Origin of the sequence: Nostoc sp. T09 (genome assembly GCF_002154695.1) — a bacterium.
In the GTDB taxonomy this organism is placed as follows: domain Bacteria; phylum Cyanobacteriota; class Cyanobacteriia; order Cyanobacteriales; family Nostocaceae; genus Aulosira.
Map to the genome: position 1 here is coordinate 75,803 of NZ_MTAV01000044.1, position 18,921 is coordinate 94,723.

The following is an 18,921-nucleotide window of genomic DNA, read 5'->3' on the forward strand; positions in this document are numbered from 1 at the left end:
AGCGCCTTTCACGAAAGTTTGGAATACAACTACCCATTCCAAACGTTGGCCTAGCTGACTGTAATTGCTGCTGCTCTTGAACAAATGTTAACGTCCAATTAGCTTGGGCGATCGCTTTGCTCGCTAAAATCATAGCCTTCAGTAATTTCCCTCAAGCCAATATAGCGGATATATTATATACTCATTGACTTGGGTAATCACCCTGAGTCAAGAGGTCAAGGTAAATGACTAGTAAACAGTTCGCGATCGGCACAGTTGCATTATTTATTACCATTGGAATTACCCACTGTCTTGGCTCTGCGAAAGTAAAAGCTTCCTGTCCTACTCCACTATTAGATGGTGATTTTGAAGCACAAACCAGCCCAACTGTCAGCAGTCCTTGGGTTTCTGAAGGCAAAGTTGGCATTGATAGAGGGATGGGAAACAGCAATTCTGCCCAAAACAACGTTTGGATGCGAAATGTTTCTGGATGGAATGGTATTAGTCAACGCATCAAGCTTCAACCTAACACTGAGTATGAGTTAAAAGCCTACATCAGGACATCCGAAAATGTCACAGATGGTTCTTTTGGAGTCCGAGATGCTAACCAAAAAGCGTTTATAGAACTTAAGTTTGGCAGATTAGGTCAATATGTCCCTTTAACGCTGCGGTTCGTCACAGGTAATGAACCTGAGTACCACATCTTCACCGGATTCTGGGCTGTAGGTCAAGATAGCTGGGTTCAGGTAGACAACTATACCTTGACAGGTAGTAGATGCAAACAAGAGGAACAGGGGAAAGAGGGACAAGAGGGGCAAGAAAGAAATAATAATAATCCTTAACTATTGACACTTGACTTTTTTTAAAACCGCCGATCGTACTCCACTACTGCGCGACTATCATCAAATAAATTCGTGGAAGCGCGGAGGCGAATTGTATCGGTAATGCGATAATTGAGACCCCATTGTAATGGGTCATTTGCTGTTAAAATTTTGATGCCGGAAACAGAAATCTTAGAAGAAATATCCACCCCAGCTTCTAGCGCTAATTCTAAAGTTGAATTGCTCTTTCCTGCTTCGGGATTATCAGAGATGACAGTTGGAAATAGACGTAGTTCACTTAAACCAAAAGCATTACCAATTTGGTTAAAAGCTCCCTGAAAATTGTTGAATACAGCTGAGCCTGCTATATTAATCAGCCCTAAAGTGCTGTCGCCACGTCCTTGAGTATCTACAAACCCACCACCCAAAAGCGCTACAAGTTCTGTTTCGCTGCGTGAGGGACTGCTTGTTAGTTGCAGGTTATCGTTGAGTTTGCTTGCAGGTCCTTTAACTTTTGCTTCAACTCGCACAGTTTCTAAGCTTGATAAACCTGTGGTATTTAGCTTGCTAATATCACCAGTTAAATTTCCATCCAATACTTTGGCAAATAGCAGAATATCTAAATTCGGGTCGCGGGGTTGGTCCTTTCTAAAAGTTGCGCTGTGTTCATAACCACGAGCTAAATTAAATTGGGTAGTAAATAAATTGACTCCTCCTTTATTTAGGCGAATCTTACCATCTGGTACTGGCTGATTTAAGGGACCATTAACTGCGAGGCTACCTGTTGCTTGGAAATTGATAATTGGTGGCCGGGAAATTTGTACGTTTTTACCTAGTAATAGTTCTAGGTTATTCAATCTTGCAGTTGTATTTTTTGTTTCAGTCTTGTCTTGCTTGTTAGCTTCGCTTGGTAAAAGACCTTGAGTTTTATCAGTAGAGTTAGCACTGTTGGTAGATTCTGCTAGTAACACTTGACCATCAAACAACTCTACTTTTCCGCCAATGACTGGGGTAAGAGCAGAACCTGTAATCTGCAAATTACCACTAGCGCCTCCTTGGTACAGTCCTTTGAGCCTCAATGTTAGCTGATCGAGGTTAACGGTAAGAGGATTAGTAATGTTCGCTTCCTGATTATTGAAAATGGGAATTTCTCCAGCCGCCTCTACTTTACCTCGGCTAAATCTACCCTGAAGATTCTCTACTAATATGCGATCGAAATCGAAAGTTACTTTGCCTGTAACACGTCTCACCTTTCCTGGCAAAGCTTGGGCTGAAAAAGTGGCATCATTAACACTAGCAACTCCAACTACTTGTGGCTGCTGTCTCGTTCCGCGCACTGTCAGGTCTACTTCCCCTTCACCTTTCTCAAACATGACCTGGTTAGTTAACACGTTTAGGAGTGCAAGTCCCTCATTTTTTACTTTGACATCCAAGCTGATTTGATCGCTATCTGGTGTTGCAGAAGCAAAAGGCAACTTATAGGGTATGCTGCCATTAATGTTAACGGGTTCTGGCCCGGCAACTATGACATTACTGCCAAAATTTAAACGCGCATTATCATAACTAAAACTGGCTGTAGCTGATTCTACTTTCTTCTGATTGATTGTTCCTTCTGTGACTTGTAATTCACCTCTAGCTTTGGGATTGCCTATACTACCTGCTAAAGCTACTGAAGTGTTGAGATTACCTGTAACTCCAATTGGCAGTTTAACAAAATTACTCAGTGCCTGTAATGGGAAATTTTTGACCTGCAAATTACCGGATTGCTCGTTACCGCCAATGTTACCTTTGAAAGCGAACAGCCTTTCTTTAGACTCAATCCGTAAAGGTAACAACGTCAAAACCCCGTTTTCAAATCTACCGTTGGCAATCAGTTGCTCGGCACTATAAAAACGACCTGGTTCGTTCTTTTCTGCATCTTTACCCCAAGTCCAATTTTGACCATTCAAATTAAACTGCGCTGCTATTCCATTAGCTGTAGCAGTATCTAGAGCAACTTCCCCGTTGAAAGTTCCTTGTAAGTCTGCTAAATCTGGCATTGGATTGGCGTCACGCCGCTGTTGTTGTTGTTCTGCCAATAAAGCATCAACTTGATAAAAACGCTCGATTTGGCTTGATAATGGCTGATTAGATAATCCTTGAGGGGCAGTGACCAAATCCGCCGCCGTACCGTAGGTTGGTGCTTGCAGACCATTGCGGAGATCTTGTACCTCAAATACCTGTATTGCTGCCAAGACATCTTGGACATTACCCTCATTGATGTTGAGCTTACCTTGAACTTGAGGAGTTTTAGCAGCGGTACTGAGGTTACCTGTAAAGGCGTAGCGACTTTTACCTTTGACAAATGCACTATCTGTGATGCTTGCTGTGCCATTGCCATAACGGAATTGAGCAGTTAAAAGTTCCCCCTTGATGCGTCCGATCGCCGGATTAGCGATCGCCACATTGCCGCTTGCTGCTAATGTATCCTGATTCACCAGCAAATTCCCTGTTAAGGCTCCAGCCAAGGCACTATTCCCAAGGCGAGTGTTAGCAGGCAAAGATAAATTTAATACCTGTAAGGGGAAGTTATCTAATTTTAAAGCTAAATTATCGCCTTGAGCTTGCCCACTAGCTGATGCTTGCTGCCAGTTGACTAAGAAAGAGTTGGGGCGATTGTTGGCATTGAGGTTGAATGAAATGCGATCGCTTTTCCCGGCTAAGTCTAAATTAGTACCTCGCCCTTGCACCGACTGAATATTTCCAGTTAAAACTGGCTCAAAGGCAAAGTTCTTCACTGCTAAATTCCGTAACCTCAGTTGCCCTTGGATATTGGGCACAGGTAAGTTGCCAGTTACTTGCCCAGCAAAATCTGCTTTCCCCGCTAAATTGATTGCATTTGGTAGCTTAATCGGCAACTGTTGCAAGTCGTAATCTTGCGCTTGGACATTGAGATTTAAATCTGTAATTTGTGGTATGCCTGCTCCTTGAGCATTGGCTAATATATAACCACTGGCATTTAAATTAGGTGCTGTTGCTCGTTCGATGTTCAGCTTTTGGCCATCCCAGGCGATCGCTGCACTTAGAGGTTGCCCAATTGCCGCAATACCTTGAGAAAACTGGACCTGTCCAGCAGCGCGTACATCAGCTAATTTGGTTGATTGTACCGTGCCGGCTACTTGCAGCTGACCACCAAACTGACCCCGCAACTGCTGATTTAACTGATTTAATTTCACCCCAGAAGCCGCAACAACAGCCTGATAGCGCCCGTTAGCTAGTTGGATATTCGAGGCTGTAATTGTGCCATCAGCAACATTCACCCGTGCCTGACCAGTAGCTACAATAGTTTCTGGTTTAAAGGAATCAACTGACCCTGCAACGTCGAAATCACCATTCAAATTGCCCCGAAATTGCTTAATTGTTGGTGCTAACTCCTGCACAGCCAGATCATTTGCCCTCAGTTGCGCTAAATACACACCATTAGCCAGTTGAATATTTTTCGCTGTGACAGTACCACCAGCCACTGCCAAGCTGCCTTCGCCAGTACCACGCAGAGTCTTGAGGCTAAAATTATCTCTGCTGCCTGCTATTTGGAACGTACCTGCCAATGGCCCAGTGAACGTTGGGGGAACATTCTTTAATACCCGTCCCAACCGCACGCCATTAGCGACTAATTGAGCCGCAAAGTTTTGGTCTTGTAGTTGAATCTTAGAAACTGCAACTGTACCTCCACCTATTTGCACACCCGCACCCTCACTACGGATTGAGGCAATTTTAAATGGTGATGTTGTCCCGGAAAGCAACAAGCGGCCGTTAAATTCTGCCCCAGCTAAAGAGACATTTTGCAGTTTATTTTTATCAACAAAAGGTTCTACCTGTACACCAGAGGCTTGGGCTACAGCTTGCCAACTTTGATTGGCGTAACTACCAGATGCTTTTACTTTACCGCCATTGAGATTAACAGCAACATCACGGAAGAAGACAGTGCGATCTGGGGCAATGGTGACTATACCAGTTGCGGGATAGGTTGCTTTTGGAGCTTGCCATTGCACAACAGTTTGAATGTTACCAGCAACACCAGTTAACTGACCTGTACCAGAGACAGCACCGATTTGAAATGAGGGTGTAGTGTTATAAATTTGCGCGATCGCATCCCCTGGAACATTCTCACCAGTAAAATTAAAATCGAGTTGCGGCGTTTTACCAAGTTTGATCGCACCAGCACCCGTAACCTTTCCGCCAACTGTCGGTGTGCCTTGAATATCCTTCAGGCTGATTAAAGAATTGCCTGTAGAAAACTCAAACTTGCTACTAACAGTCTTAAAATCTACTTTATCAATCTGAGCAGGTTTAATTGTGGCAACTGTGCCTGTAAGAATTGGTTTGTTAGGTGCTCCAATCAGCTGTAAGTCTGCTTTGACTTCGCCCGTCGCAGGCATAGGTAATTTTACCTTGAGAGTCTCCAAGGCTGTGGCTACATTTACCTGATTGACTCGCCCTATCAATTTATAGCCTGCTTCTCTATCGATAATACCTGTAGCTAACAGGGGGATTTTGCCATAATTACTAGCTACCTTGTCTAACTGTATTTCTGTTCCTTTGAAGCTGATGTTTCCTTGGGAATTATTCAACAGTTGTGGTAAACGAGGTACTTGAATTGCTACTCCTTGTAAAAAAGCACTGCCATACAATAAGGTCTGCTGCTGTGGTATCAGTTGAATTTGCAAATCCCCATTGACTCGACCCGCTTGTAAAGTTAGTGGTAACTTAATAATGCGAGTAATATCAGCAGCCAGCAAGTCTTGCCCTCGTAGCTGTAAATTAGCGGCTTGTGTTTTAAGGCGTGTATCTCCTTTAATAGCAAGACTACCACCACTATCTGCTTGACCTGCAACATCAAACCTCATCAGCTGGTTGTTTTCCAAAAGCTGGGCAGTGCCGTTGAGTTGCGAAAATCCCACAGGCAAGTTGGGGAGTTGAGGCGTTGTGGGTTTTTGTTGTCCTGCTGTTTTAGGAAAAGGCATCAAAACCAGTTTGCCATTGCGTAACCGAATTTTATCCAAATCGGTTTTAATGGGTCCGCCTTTACCACCAATGGCAATGCTAGTAGTCAGCCAGCGTCCTTGTTCATCTTTTTCAATATAAACATCCGGATTGACTAAGGTAACATCAAGCTTGAGGTTGCGGCTCAAGATTAACTGTAATGGGTCAAAACCTACTTCCACAGCCTCAACTGCCACTCGGTCTGGATCTGTCGCGGTTGCTGGAATCTCCGAAGCTCCAAACCTTACTCCCGCCAAAGAAAATTCTGTAACTCCGCCAAGTTTTACCGGACGATTGAGTGTCGTAGTGAGATTTTTTTCTGCTAATGGCGCTAAATCTTTTTGTACAAAATCCCATAACCGCCAAATACCGCCTGCAATTGCTAGCAGTAAGAGTCCGCCCAAAGCAATGCCACCGCGACTCAACACCAGCAACCAGAAACGTTTAGGGTTTGGGGAATTGGAGTGATTAACTTGATTGGGGCACTTAGTCATTTGCTTTCACTCTTTGTTTGGCGACTGTAGTTGACTCACATCTGGCACTAACTAGTACTAGATTGATCTGCCAGATCCAGGATACGTTAACTAAAATAGAAGACCCGATCGCTTGAGTCGAGGAAACTGCTTCATTTAATAGCTATTTAATGATATTGGCACTATCAGGAATATCAGAACGAGTAAAATACCCACACTGTATTATCAGCTCGGTGTGGGCTTCTGGTATTCCTGAGTATTTGTTTTCAAAGCACAACAGCCTAGCTTGAGCCTCCGGCCTAGCTTACAAACGAAATATTTTTTGCTCCATTTAAAACAGCATCAACACTCCATTGATCATTTCCACACTGAAAGTGTTCATCAGAGCGTAGTCAAAATATGCAAACATAGATGACAGGTTTAACTAATGTCGGCAAAATTACAATCTTGCCTAGAATGCCCTCGTAGTTGAGGAAAGTCCGTAACTGATATAAAGACATCATCATTCTAGACGACACAATCCATATAAAGTTCCGAGATTCTTCTCAAAAACTCAACTATCTTTATACCTTCACGAATCTATAGCAGTTTTTAATTGTTTGTTAGTAGTCAGTAGTTACTGGTTAGTAGCAAAAACAACTGACAAATGATGGCGGCGGGACGGCTATCCCTCCCAACTCCAGAAACATTGGGTTTGACGCTGCCTTTTTGTGAAAATTAGGAGTGAGTCTTTCCTTGAGGCACAACCTAGAACTTTAATAGGAATAGACACCAAAAACATAAAGATAGATGATTACACCGATGCGTGTTTTTGTGCTAATTTTTAATGCTCGAACGGAGAATGAGGGCATTCATACCGTGCGGATAGGCGATCGCAATAAAATTCTGATGTTTGAGTCAGAAGATGACGCAACGCGCTTTGCCTTGATGTTAGAAGCTCAGGATTTCCCCGTACCAACAGTAGAAGCGCTCGATGCTGAGGAGATTAAGGAATTTTGTGACAGCGCTGATTATGATTGGGAAATTGTCCCCGAAAACAGTAATTTAGTCATCACTCCCCCAGAACTAAATGTGGAAGAAACCGACTGGCAACCTGATGCTCAACAAGAGGATACTGATGAGGAAAGCTTCCGCCCTAATCCGGCAGACCAAGCAGAACCAGGCTTATCTGATACTGAACTAGAAAAGATGCGTCGCAAACTTGAAGGTTTATTGTAATTAGTCATAAGTCATTAGTCATTGGTCTTTGGTTATTGGTAACTGATATGATGTCCGCTCAATTGACCAAAATTCCTTAGCACTTCACCCTGTCAGCTGGCGGTGGGGGTGGGATGCTTTGATTATGGCCAATTCGACGGACATGATATGACAACTGACTAATGACTAATAACAAATGACAGAGGACAAAAAATAAATGACAAATTTGCAGGAACGCGGCTATCTTTTAACCGAGCAAGTAAACTCTAATAGTCTTAACTTAGACCAGATCAGTTCTCTGGAATTGGTGGATTTGTTTAATAGCGAAGACCAAAAGGCCGTTGCAGCAGTAGCCGCGGCCAAAACTCAGTTAGCCCATGCGATTGATTACACAGCAGAGCGTTTGCGTCAGGGAGGACGCCTATTTTATATTGGTGCGGGAACAAGTGGGAGATTGGGGGTATTAGACGCTGCTGAATGCCCACCTACCTTTTGTACACCACCAGAGTTGGTACAGGGGATTATTGCTGGTGGTGCTGGCGCACTAGTACGTAGTTCTGAAGATTTAGAAGACCGTGCTCAAGATGGAGAAGCGGCGATCGCTCAACGACAAATTACACAATTAGATGTAGTAGTGGGAATTACTGCTGGCGGGACAACGCCTTTTGTCCACGGGGCGCTGAACGCCGCCCGCCAACGAGGAGCTATCACGATTTTTATGGCTTGTGTGCCTGCTGAACAGGTGAGTTTTGATGCTGATGTTGATATTCGGCTATTAACTGGTCCCGAAATCCTCGCTGGTTCAACTCGCCTAAAAGCTGGGACAGCCACAAAGCTAGCTTTAAATATTCTTTCTACCGGCGTGATGGTCAAGCTAGGTAAAGTTTACGGCAACCGCATGGTAGATGTCGCTGTCACCAATCAAAAATTACGCGATCGCGCTTTGCGAATTTTGCAAGACCTTACAGACTTAAGTCGGGAAGATGCCAGTTTATTACTAGAACGTAGCGGCAACTGGGTGAAATTAGCCCTTTTAATGCACTGGACTGGGTTAGAAAAACAAGCAGGCGATCGGCTATTGTCAGAACATCAGGGTAATTTAAAGGCAGCTATTGCCAGCTACAACATCGCAAAAACCTGAAAATGAATTTTGAGAAAATTTTACTTTGCCCACCAATACCAAATCCTTTGCCAGCAACCAAGGTAAGGTCAATTTCTGAGAAATAATTAACTCGAAATAATCTAGTTTGGGAGCTAGCTAGAATTACTGACGGGGCAACTACCCCGTCAGCTTGTTACTGTTAAACCAGCAACAGCTAATATCAAGTCCATCTAAATTTTAGATAAATTTATATAGAAAGATAATTTTTTCCAAAAATATTTGTTATTAGCTGTAAAATAATGTTTCAAAAATAAACAACTCAATCAAAGCTGACAAGATAAATTTTAATTTATCAAAATAATTGCAAATTGTTTTTTAAATATAGATTCCGTATAAATCCTGAGTATAATCAGACTTAAAAATGAATAAGATAATATATCACACATGCATACAGGATTATTCTGGATAATATAGGTTCTTACTGATTAGTTAATCATGCTAAAGCATAGAGTTAAATGAAGGGTAATCATTTTCTATATCGCTCCCTTCATTGCACTATTTTTGCCATGCTGTTGCATTTATGATAATCAGTCTTGACTTTATTAGCATTATATCTAATGTATACAGAATAAATGGGAAAAATCCGGTTACTTTTAATGAGTAAATGGGAAATCATTAAGATATTTGCTGGCTATTAAATCGGTAGTGTAGAGTTGCTATGGGCTGACTTGTTAGTAAAAGGACAATGTATGACCCACCAAGAACTAATGATATCAAATAACTTATTAAATGAATTTAAAACTTGTAATCAGCTTCAATACAATGGGCAGTTAAATATTAAAAGTTCAAAAGGGCACCAATGGATTTTTTATTATCGACTGGGAAGAATAGTTTGGGCAGCAGGAGGAATTCATCCTTTCCGGCGTTGGCGCAGACAGATGGCTCAATATTGTCCGCAAATTGATGTAGATAAGATACGTTTAAGTCCTGACGATATATCAAACGATTATTGGGATTATCGTCTCCTGGAAATCTTATATAAAAAACAAAAAATTCAGCGAGAACAAATACACTCTATTGTAGACAACACGATAGCAGAATTATTCTTTGATCTAGCTCAGGAGTCAGATTTTACTTCTGTAACTTGTCATCGCAGCCAACAAGTGATCTTAGAAATGCCAATGAGCTTCACGAGTGCAGATATTTCTTTGAAGCAGATGCAAGAGTCGTGGAAGATTTGGTCGGAGGCTGGTTTGACAAATTTATATCCTGATTTAGCACCAGTTCTGCGGAAACCAGAACAACTCCAGAATTTGGTAAGTTCTTCTGTCTACAACAACTTTATAACTTTGATTAATGGCAAACACACTCTGCGAGATTTAGCTGTAAAAATGAAACAAAGTGTGATGCCTGTTGCTCGTTCATTACTGCCATATATCCTCAAAGGCATTATTGAACTAGTAGAAGTACCCGACTTACCCTTAACAGTCATTGAAGCCCAAAAAAATCCTACAGCTACACCACCAAAGAAACTAACTGCTCCATTGATAGCTTGTGTAGATGACAGTCCTCAAGTCTGTAAAATTCTGGAGGAGATTATTACTGCACATGGGCTAAGATTCATCAAAATTCAAGATGCTGTGCAAGCTCTACCAACTCTGATTCAGGATAAGCCAGACTTAATTTTTTTGGATTTGATGATGCCTATTGCCAGTGGTTACGAAATTTGCACTCAGCTGCGGCGAATTTCTAGCTTTGCTAACACACCAGTGATTATCTTAACAGGCAATGATGGTCTTTTAGATAGAGTTCGCGCTAAAGTAGCTGGTTCTACAGATTTTCTCACTAAACCTGTAGCGAGCGATAAGGTAATGGGTATAGTGCGTAAGTATTTACCTATCCCCGCTTCATCTACCAAGACAAACACCTCTAAAACTGACAGATTGTAATTATATTTCTCCTTGGTGATGAGACTGTTCCTGATGGAATTTGGTTTGAAAACAAACTATCAAATTATCGGCAAATTCTCAGTTTAGAGAGATAAATAACAAAACCTCAACAAGTAGGTATTTATGAATAAAGTTTCAATTACTTTTTAATTCATAGATATTTGTCAATGTCAATTTAAAAAATGTTTTTTAAGTGCTTTCTCTGAGGTTAATAAGTAAAAAATGGCTCAGTATTATAACAAAACCAAATTCTGTTTTGGTGAAAATTATCTAGAAATTTAATTGGTAATTATCATGAACACTGTTCTAGTTGTTGAAGATGGTTTGACTGATATGGAAATTATCAGCAGTTACTTACAACAGGCAGGATACTACGTGATGAGCGCTAAAAGTAGTGAGGAAGCTCAAGACAAAATAGACACAACTAAGCCCGATGTAATATTTCTTGACGTAATTTTACCTGGTAAAAGTGGCTATGAAATTTGTCGAGAACTGAAAACTAATCCTAATACTAGTAAAATTCCTGTTGTTTTTTGCTCAACGAAAAACAGTGATGTGGATAAGATTTGGGGTAATATGCTTGGCGCAGAAGCATATCTATCAAAACCTATCAATAGAGAAGAATTGGTAGGCACTTTACAGAGATTAATCAATCATTAAATCTTGATTTAGGTGCAAACACATAATCATTTACGAAAAAGGACAAAAAACTTTGGAGACTAAGCAAAAGTTTTTAAGTTTTAATTTAGGAACCAATGACTTAGCTGTAATTCCGTTACAGCACATTGCAGAAGTACTACAAGTATCATTAACAGAAATCTGTGGTGTGCCTCAGATGCCCAATTGCGTCTTGGGTATCTACAACTGGCGTGGAGAAATGCTTTGGTTAGTTGATTTAGAAGAGATGCTAGGCTATCCGCAGTTGTTACAAAGCCCCAATTTAGTTTCAAAAATGATGGCAATAGTGCTAGAAAATGAGGGTAAATATTTGGGGTTATTAGTACATCAACTTACAGACATTGAGTGGTTAAATACTGAGCAAATGAAAGCCCCCTCTGCTGAACTATTTTATCCAGTCATATCACCTTTTCTAAATGGATACTTTATAAAGCCTGACACAGGAATTGTGTTTAATTTAGATGCCTTGGCGATTATCCAAGCGCCTATGTGGGGCAATCATAATTAAAAATTTTCAATAAATGGAAATTCAATATCGGAAAGTATCAGATTATTAATAATAACAATTATTGGGGTTTTTAAAATGACATTATTGTATAACAATGGTCAAGAAAATAGTAATATTGTTACCGATTTAGAAAAGTTAGAAAATCAGAACGGTAGCACTAATATAGCAAATCTAGCTAGTGATGAATTATCTATATTAAATGCCATAGCTGAGGAATTTAAAAGTTGGCGGCAGCAGTTGCAAAGTATTACTAGTCAGATACGCCAAGCTCCAGATATTGATACTTTACTCAAAGTTACCGTAGCACAAATCAGGGAGAAAATTGCAGGCGATCGCGCCTTGATTTATCAGTTTACTAGCTCTGATGCTGGGACTGTTTTAGCAGAATCTAGAAGCCTAGGCTGGACACCGACTCTAGGCGAAAATCTTCCAGGCATTACTTTTGGCTTGTATAGCGGTTCAGATTATTTAGAACCTGTAGCTATTGATGATATTAATCAAATACAACTTACCCCTTATCAGAAACAACTACTAGAAAAATTTCAAGTTAAAGCTAGTTTGAGCCTACCAATTGTAGTAGAGGGTAAAGTTTGGGGCTTACTAGTAGTAAATAATTGTGTTTCAGCACGACATTGGCAAGAAGTAGAAATCACTCTACTGTCCCAAATTTCCACAGAACTTACCTACAGATTACACAACTTTACAACCCAAACAGCGCTGCAACAGGAAACGCTGGCGAAGAAATCGGTAGCCAAAGTTATCGAGAAAATTCTCCACATATCATCTGTCGAGAAAATATTTCAAACAACTACTCACGAAATCCGCCAACTACTGAAATGCGATCGCGTCGGGGTATATCGCTTCAATCCCGATTGGAGTGGGCAGTTTGTGGCTGAGTCGGTGGGTAATAGTTGGGTAAAAATGGTGGGACCCGATTTGAAAATGGTCTGGGAAGATACCCACTTACAAGAAACACAGGGAGGTCGTTATGCCAAGGGTGAAACCTTTGTAGTCAAGGACATTTATAAAGCAGGTCATGCTCAATGTCACATTGATATTTTAGAGCAGTTTGAAATGAAAGCTTACATAATTGCACCTATATTTTCTGGGGAACAATTATGGGGTTTGTTAGCAGCTTATCAAAATTCTGGACCTCGTGATTGGCAAACTTGGGAAGCTAACGTTTTGACTCAGATTGGTTCACAATTTGGTGTAGCTATCTCACAAGCAGAATATCTAGAACAAGTACGTGCAAAAACTGAGCAACTAACTCAAATAGTTGAACAGGAAAAAACTTTAACTAAGATTGTCAACCGTATCCGCCAATCTTTAGATGCCGAAAGTGTCTTCAAAATAACCACTCAAGAAGTACGCCAATCTCTGCGATGCGATCGCGTCGGTGTTTATCGCTTTAATCCTGACTGGAGTGGCGAGTTTATCGCTGAGTCGGTAGGTAATAGTTGGGTAAAACTGGTAGGGCCTGATATTAAAACTGTTTGGGAAGATACACACTTGCAGGCGACTCAGGGAGGCAGGTATGCCAGAGGAGAAAACTTTGTCGTTAATGACATGTATCAAGTGGGTTTGACTTCTTGCCACATTGAAATTTTAGAGCAGTTTGAAGCTAAAGCTTTTGTGATAATTCCTATCTTCTCTGGAGAAAAATTGTGGGGATTATTGGCAGCTTATCAAAACTCTAGAACTCGTGAGTGGCAAAGTTGGGAAGTAAACTTTTTAGCTCAAATTGGTTTGCAATTTAGTCTAGCTAAATCGCAGATAGAATATCTTGACCAGGTGCGGGTTAAATCGGAAAAACTAGCTCACATAGCCGAACAAGAAAAAGCCTTCACCAAACTAGTCAATCGCATCCGCCAATGCTTGGATGTAGAAGAAATCTTTAAAACATCTACTCAAGAAATCAGGCAATTACTGCGATGCGATCGCGTGGGTGTATTCCGCTTTAACCCTGACTGGAGTGGCGAATTTGTGGCTGAGTCAGTGGGTCACAATTGGGTAAAACTCGTAGGTCCGGATATCAAAACTGTTTGGGAAGATACCCACTTACAAGAAACTCAAGGAGGTCGTTATGCCAAAGGTGAAAACTTTGTTGTTCATGATATCTATCAGGTAGGTCATGCTCCTTGCCATATCGAGATTTTAGAACAATTTGAAGTTAAAGCTTATATTATAGTTCCAGTATTTTTTGGAGAAAAACTTTGGGGATTGCTGGCCGCTTATCAAAATTCCAGCACTCGTGATTGGGAAGAATCGCAAGTCAGTTTACTCGCCCGCATTGGCGATCAGTTAGGGTTAGCGTTACAACAAACTGAGTATTTGCAACAAGCACAGGCACAGTCAGCACAATTAGCAGCAGCCGCCGCACGAGAAAAGGCAGCTAAGGAGTTACTGCAACAGCGATCTATTCAACTCTTAACAGCCCTGAGACCGGCCCTAAATGGTAACTTGACGGTACGTGCACCAATTACAGAAGATGAGCTAGGTACAATTGCTGACGCTTACAATAATACCCTGCAAGCACTTCGGCAAATTGTCATTCAGGTACAAGCCGCTGCCCAACAAGTTGTGCAAACTTCTGGTAGTAGTGAAGCATCATTAGCAGGACTAACCAACCTGGCAAAACAACAGTCCGAAGATATGACCGCAGCCTTAGACGAAATTCAACAGATGGTTGACTCTACACAAGCTGTGGTAGCTAATGCTGAGTTAGTGCGGGTAGCAGTAAAACAAGCCAACCAAACTGTAGAGTCTGGTGACACTGCTATGAACCTAACTGTACAAGCTATTCAAGGAATCCGCGAAACCGTTGCGCAAACTAGTAAAAAGATTAAACGCCTTAGTGAATCTTCGCAAAAAATCTCAAAAGTGGTGAATTTAATTAGTAATTTTGCCACACAAACAAACGTACTAGCTCTCAACGCAGCCATTGAAGCCACCCGTGCGGGTGAATATGGCAAAGGTTTTGCAGTAGTAGCTGATGAAGTCCGTTCTTTATCTCGCCAGTCAGCAGCGGCTACTATTGAAATTGAGAAATTAGTCCAAGAGATTCAAGCAGAAACAGGCGAAGTAGCGGTAGCTATGGAAACAGGCATCCAACAGGTGGTAGAAGGTACAAATCTTGTGGGTGATGCCAGACAAAATTTGAACGAAATTGTGAGTGCAACTGCGGAAATTAGTCAGTTAATCCAGCGGATTACCGAAGCAACCCAAAAACAAATGGACCAGTCTGTTAAGGTAACTGCAAGTATGAAAGATGTAGCAGAAATTTCTCACAAAACTGTTGATGAATCCCATGAAATGGCTGTTGTCTTTCAAGAGTTATCAGGCATGGCAAAAGAACTATTAGCAACTGCAAGCAAGTTTAAGGTTAATTGATAGAGCATCGCGCCCTTTGAATCATCCAAGGGCGCAGCTTTTTGGGGATAAATAAGCGCTAAGAGGCTGAAGGTGCTTACCTCTTATTGCCAATCCCTTGTTGCAAATCTGGGAAATTCTGTCCAATAGCTACCGCTCAAATTTATGTTAAATAACCACCATAATCCGCAAGGATAAACCTCTAAATTGAAAATCCTAATTTAACATCAAAAATTATGACTACAGACATTGATATTCGCGAACAGGGTTATATTTATTTTCTGGCTGAAGCTCCAGAATTAATAGAAATTATAGAGCAAGAACTGTTTAGCTTATCAGAAGAATTTAGTACAGCTAAAGTGCATAAGTTAATGCGGGCAACTCATACGATTAAAGGAGGAGCCGCTAATGTTGGACTAGAAGTAATTCACACGATCGCCCATTCTCTAGAAGATGTCTTTAATGCCCTATATAACCCAAAGGTTGTCATTGATGAACAATTACAAACTCTGATCATACAAGCTTACGAATGCCTTAGTTTAGCACTAACCGCAGAACTTACAGGCAGTGCTGTGAATGGTGAAGAAATCCTCCAACGAGCAGCTTCAGTGTTTGCTCAGTTACAAGAAAAACTGGGTGATGCTTTTGGTGCAGAGGCTCATATTCCTACTTCGGAAGAATTGGGATTCGATCTTGTTCAGTCTATCTTTGAAGTGGGAGTACAGCAACGCTTAGAAAGTATAGCTGATGCTCTCAATAGCACAATAGATCCGACAGAATTCTCGCAGTTGCTAAACTCTCAGGCTGAAGTATTTGTTGGGTTGGCAGAATCTTTGAATCTACCAGGATTTGGGGCGATCGCCCAAACAATTCTAGCTGCACTCAAAGCTAACCCCAAGCAGGCACATCAGATTGGGAAACTTGCTCTCGCCAATTTACAGCAGGCACAAGCATCTGTATTGGCAGGCGATCGCATTTCTGGTGGCGAACCCGATCCAGCTTTACACCATTTAACACAAATAGTAACAGATGAGTCAGAACCTACCACAAAACCATCTGTCACTACTGCTGCTTTGCGAAATGAAATCAAGGAATTATATAAATTTTTAACAACATCTGGTAATACTAAAAATCAGCCATTAAAACCAGCGAAAGCTAAGTTTTATATCAAAGTGATTCGCTATATTTTCGGATGGTTCAATCACCAAATGGAAATTAGCAAAGAAGAACTCAATTTGGCTCTCCTTGTTGCTGCTGAAGGAGAAAATTCAGCCACTTATATTGAAAATTGGTTAAGTAAATTTTTAGAGTTTGTACAAGATACAGAAGATAGCCAAAGCCTTTGTATATATCGTAAAGGTGTAATATTGACAATTATCCTGGCTGTCGTTAAATTTCATTACATAAATGACCAAGTAAATAAAGATGCTCTCGTCATCCCAACACTGCAACAGCAAATTGGTAAATTAGCTAAAGAGTATAAAAAATTTCCTGCTGTTACATCTCAGGAAAAAAATTGGATTGATAATCAAAAATTTAAAAACCTGTTAGTTTTTCAAGAAAAATCTATTCCAGAAACAGATCATCTATTAGAGACAATTTGGGGAGGAGAAGCTAATTTCAACCATATCCATGAGATTGTTGAAACTCAATCTGAAGAACAAAACGATGAATCATTAGTTTTCAAGGAGTTAGTAGGTATAGATATTGCTAACTCTACTATTCAAAGCGAAGGAGAAATTAAAGATAAATTACCTACTTCCGCTCAGAAAACTTCTCGCCATCACTCGTTTGTACGAGTAGATACTGAGGGATTACAACGCCTTAATTACTTAGCAGGTGAACTACTGATTAAGCAAAAACAGCGGATATTACAAGATGAACAACTTAAAGAAATAATTGAGCATTTGTTTCAACGTATCGGTAAACAACAAACAATTTTAAATCAATTAGGTGATTTACCGTCCCAGATGCAAAATAATGCTTTCCAACATAATCGAAATTTTGCGTCTGTGAAATTTGATGCTTTAGAAATGGATGCATATACAGAATTTCAGATGAAGTTGCACGAAGCAATGGAAGAGAATCTGCAACTACAAGAAATCACTGAATCCCTAGATTTATTGCTAACTCAGGCTATTCAAATTAGTGATAAGAAACAGAGATTAACCCTGAATATTATTGATAATTTAGTAGAAGCAAGGATGTCACCTTTAGGAAACATTCTGAATCGTTTCCCTCAAATGGTCAAAAAAATGGGAAATGTTTATGCCAAATTTGTAGATTTGAGGCTCACAGGTACAGAAGTACTGGTAGACAAAGCGATCGCGGAAAAACTTTACGAACCTCTGTTGCATTTAGTACGTAATGCATTTGATCATGGTATTGAAACGCCTCAAGTACGCCAATCTCTGGGTAAACCAGAACAAGCTTTAATCGAAATTCGTGCCTATAATCAGGGTAGTCAAACTATTATTGAAGTTCGGGATGATGGTCAGGGTTTGAATTTAGATAAAATTCGCAAAAGAGCTGTTGAGCTAAATCTTATACCAGCACAAGAGCAAGTTAGAGGCGATGGTTATAACGCAACTGAATCAGAGCTTTTAGAACTGATGTTTTCACCTGGATTCACTACCGTCGAGCAGGTAAGCGAAATTTCTGGACGTGGTATAGGTTTAGATATTGTACGTTCTCAAATACAATCTCTAAATGGCTCTTTTTCAGTTAAATCATTGCCTAACCAAGGCACAACATTTGTATTAAAAATTCCTTTTTCTATGACTACCGACAAATTAATGTTAGTGCAAGCAGGTGGTGTTTTCTATGCTTTGCTCTTAGATAATGTTGAAAAAATATTGATTCCCTCAGAACAGCAAATCAAAGAATTTGAAGGTAAAAAAGTATTATATTATAACACTGCGGAAGATGAACGTATGGTCAGCTTACGTCCAATTTCTGAGTTAATGTATTATAGTGGATCATTTTTCAATAGTATTAATTTAAATAATCTATCAACTGCCTATGACGCAGGAATTACCAAGCATCCTGTCTTATTACTACGGCGTAATCAAGAAATTTTTGGTTTAGAAGTGGACCAAATTATCGGTGAACAAGAACTAGTAATTAGACCTTTGGGAAATGCGATCGCTCCACCAAAATATATTTATGGTTGCAGTAGTTTAGCTAGTGGTAATCTCATATTAGTTATCGATCCTACTCTGTTGCTAGACTCTTACGAGATGCAAGCAACATTGGAGAACACTGCACCATCAACAGCTTATTTGGCAAATACAAAAGCTTTCACTCTGCCGGGTTCAATTTCTAACTCTACGCCTCTACTAGCTCCTTCTTCTACCACAGAGACTACACAACTTCAGCTAAGTCAGTCTCTATCGCTAAATAAAAAGTCATCAAAAGTACTTTTAGTAGTAGATGATGCAATTAGTCTTCGCCAAACTCTTTCTCTGACTCTACAAAAATCTGGGTATCAAGTATTACAGGCACAAAACGGTGTAGAAGCTCTAGAGCAATTGCAGATGCATCCTGAAATTCAAGTGGTAATTTCCGATTTAGAAATGCCACGCATGAATGGCTTTGAATTTTTATCTAATGTCCGTCACAACCCAAGTTTTACTGAAATACCTATAGTAATTCTCTCTTCTCGCAGTGCTGAAAAACATCGCCAGCTTGCTCAAGCTTTGGGTGCAACAGCTTACTTAACTAAACCTTATCTAGAGGATAAATTACTCTCTATTGTCGGTGATTTAATCAACAAGCGCAGCGATCAATATACTAATTTGGTTATGAGTCGTTAGCTATT

9 protein-coding genes are annotated in these 18,921 nt (G+C 40.5%); 8 read left to right on the forward strand and 1 reads right to left on the reverse strand.

Annotated elements, in window-relative coordinates:
- Positions 1-224 precede the first annotated feature (224 nt).
- The gene (locus BV372_RS11280; protein WP_179198051.1) at positions 225-821 is read left to right on the forward strand and encodes a hypothetical protein; all 597 of its coding nucleotides are present in this window, start codon (positions 225-227) and stop codon (positions 819-821) included.
- Between the two features lie 20 nt (positions 822-841).
- On the opposite strand, the gene BV372_RS11285 is transcribed toward BV372_RS11280, so the two are convergent.
- Complete coding sequence (locus BV372_RS11285) at positions 842-6,316, reverse strand: translocation/assembly module TamB domain-containing protein (protein ID WP_086686590.1); 5,475 nt, start codon at positions 6,314-6,316, stop codon at positions 842-844.
- 768 nt (positions 6,317-7,084) lie between these two features.
- Here BV372_RS11285 and BV372_RS11290 point away from each other — a divergent pair.
- The 7 genes from BV372_RS11290 (at position 7,085) to BV372_RS11320 (ending at position 18,916) form a co-directional block, all read left to right on the forward strand.
- On the forward strand, positions 7,085-7,513 hold the full coding sequence (locus BV372_RS11290) for a DUF3110 domain-containing protein (RefSeq protein WP_086686591.1): 429 nt from the start codon (positions 7,085-7,087) through the stop codon (positions 7,511-7,513).
- A gap of 196 nt (positions 7,514-7,709) precedes the next feature.
- Positions 7,710-8,633 carry an N-acetylmuramic acid 6-phosphate etherase gene (gene murQ, locus BV372_RS11295; RefSeq protein WP_086686592.1) on the forward strand — a complete coding sequence of 308 codons (924 nt, stop codon included), beginning with the start codon at positions 7,710-7,712 and terminating at the stop codon, positions 8,631-8,633.
- Between the two features lie 710 nt (positions 8,634-9,343).
- Positions 9,344-10,543, forward strand: a complete 1,200-nt coding sequence (locus BV372_RS11300) for a response regulator (protein ID WP_179198052.1) — start codon at positions 9,344-9,346, stop codon at positions 10,541-10,543.
- A gap of 294 nt (positions 10,544-10,837) precedes the next feature.
- Complete coding sequence (locus BV372_RS11305; RefSeq protein ID WP_086686593.1) at positions 10,838-11,203, forward strand: response regulator transcription factor; 366 nt, start codon at positions 10,838-10,840, stop codon at positions 11,201-11,203.
- Between the two features lie 52 nt (positions 11,204-11,255).
- Positions 11,256-11,729, forward strand: coding sequence for a chemotaxis protein CheW (locus BV372_RS11310; RefSeq protein ID WP_086686594.1), 474 nt, complete (start codon positions 11,256-11,258; stop codon positions 11,727-11,729).
- 75 nt (positions 11,730-11,804) lie between these two features.
- Positions 11,805-15,122: a GAF domain-containing protein gene (locus BV372_RS11315; protein ID WP_086686595.1), complete on the forward strand. Its 3,318-nt coding sequence runs from the start codon at positions 11,805-11,807 to the stop codon at positions 15,120-15,122.
- Between the two features lie 215 nt (positions 15,123-15,337).
- Positions 15,338-18,916: a hybrid sensor histidine kinase/response regulator gene (locus BV372_RS11320; RefSeq protein ID WP_086686596.1), complete on the forward strand. Its 3,579-nt coding sequence runs from the start codon at positions 15,338-15,340 to the stop codon at positions 18,914-18,916.
- Positions 18,917-18,921 lie beyond the last annotated feature (5 nt).

What these genes read in the sequence shown, in the direction of transcription:
- BV372_RS11290 (WP_086686591.1), top strand. Translation starts at nt 7,085, where the DNA reads ATGATTACACCGATGCGTGTTTTTGTGCTAATTTTTAATGCTCGAACG.
- BV372_RS11280 (WP_179198051.1), top strand. Translation starts at nt 225, where the DNA reads ATGACTAGTAAACAGTTCGCGATCGGCACAGTTGCATTATTTATTACC.
- BV372_RS11300 (WP_179198052.1), top strand. Translation starts at nt 9,344, where the DNA reads ATGACCCACCAAGAACTAATGATATCAAATAACTTATTAAATGAATTT.
- BV372_RS11315 (WP_086686595.1), top strand. Translation starts at nt 11,805, where the DNA reads ATGACATTATTGTATAACAATGGTCAAGAAAATAGTAATATTGTTACC.
- BV372_RS11305 (WP_086686593.1), top strand. Translation starts at nt 10,838, where the DNA reads ATGAACACTGTTCTAGTTGTTGAAGATGGTTTGACTGATATGGAAATT.
- BV372_RS11320 (WP_086686596.1), top strand. Translation starts at nt 15,338, where the DNA reads ATGACTACAGACATTGATATTCGCGAACAGGGTTATATTTATTTTCTG.
- murQ (WP_086686592.1), top strand. Translation starts at nt 7,710, where the DNA reads ATGACAAATTTGCAGGAACGCGGCTATCTTTTAACCGAGCAAGTAAAC.
- BV372_RS11285 (WP_086686590.1), bottom strand. Translation starts at nt 6,316, where the DNA reads ATGACTAAGTGCCCCAATCAAGTTAATCACTCCAATTCCCCAAACCCT.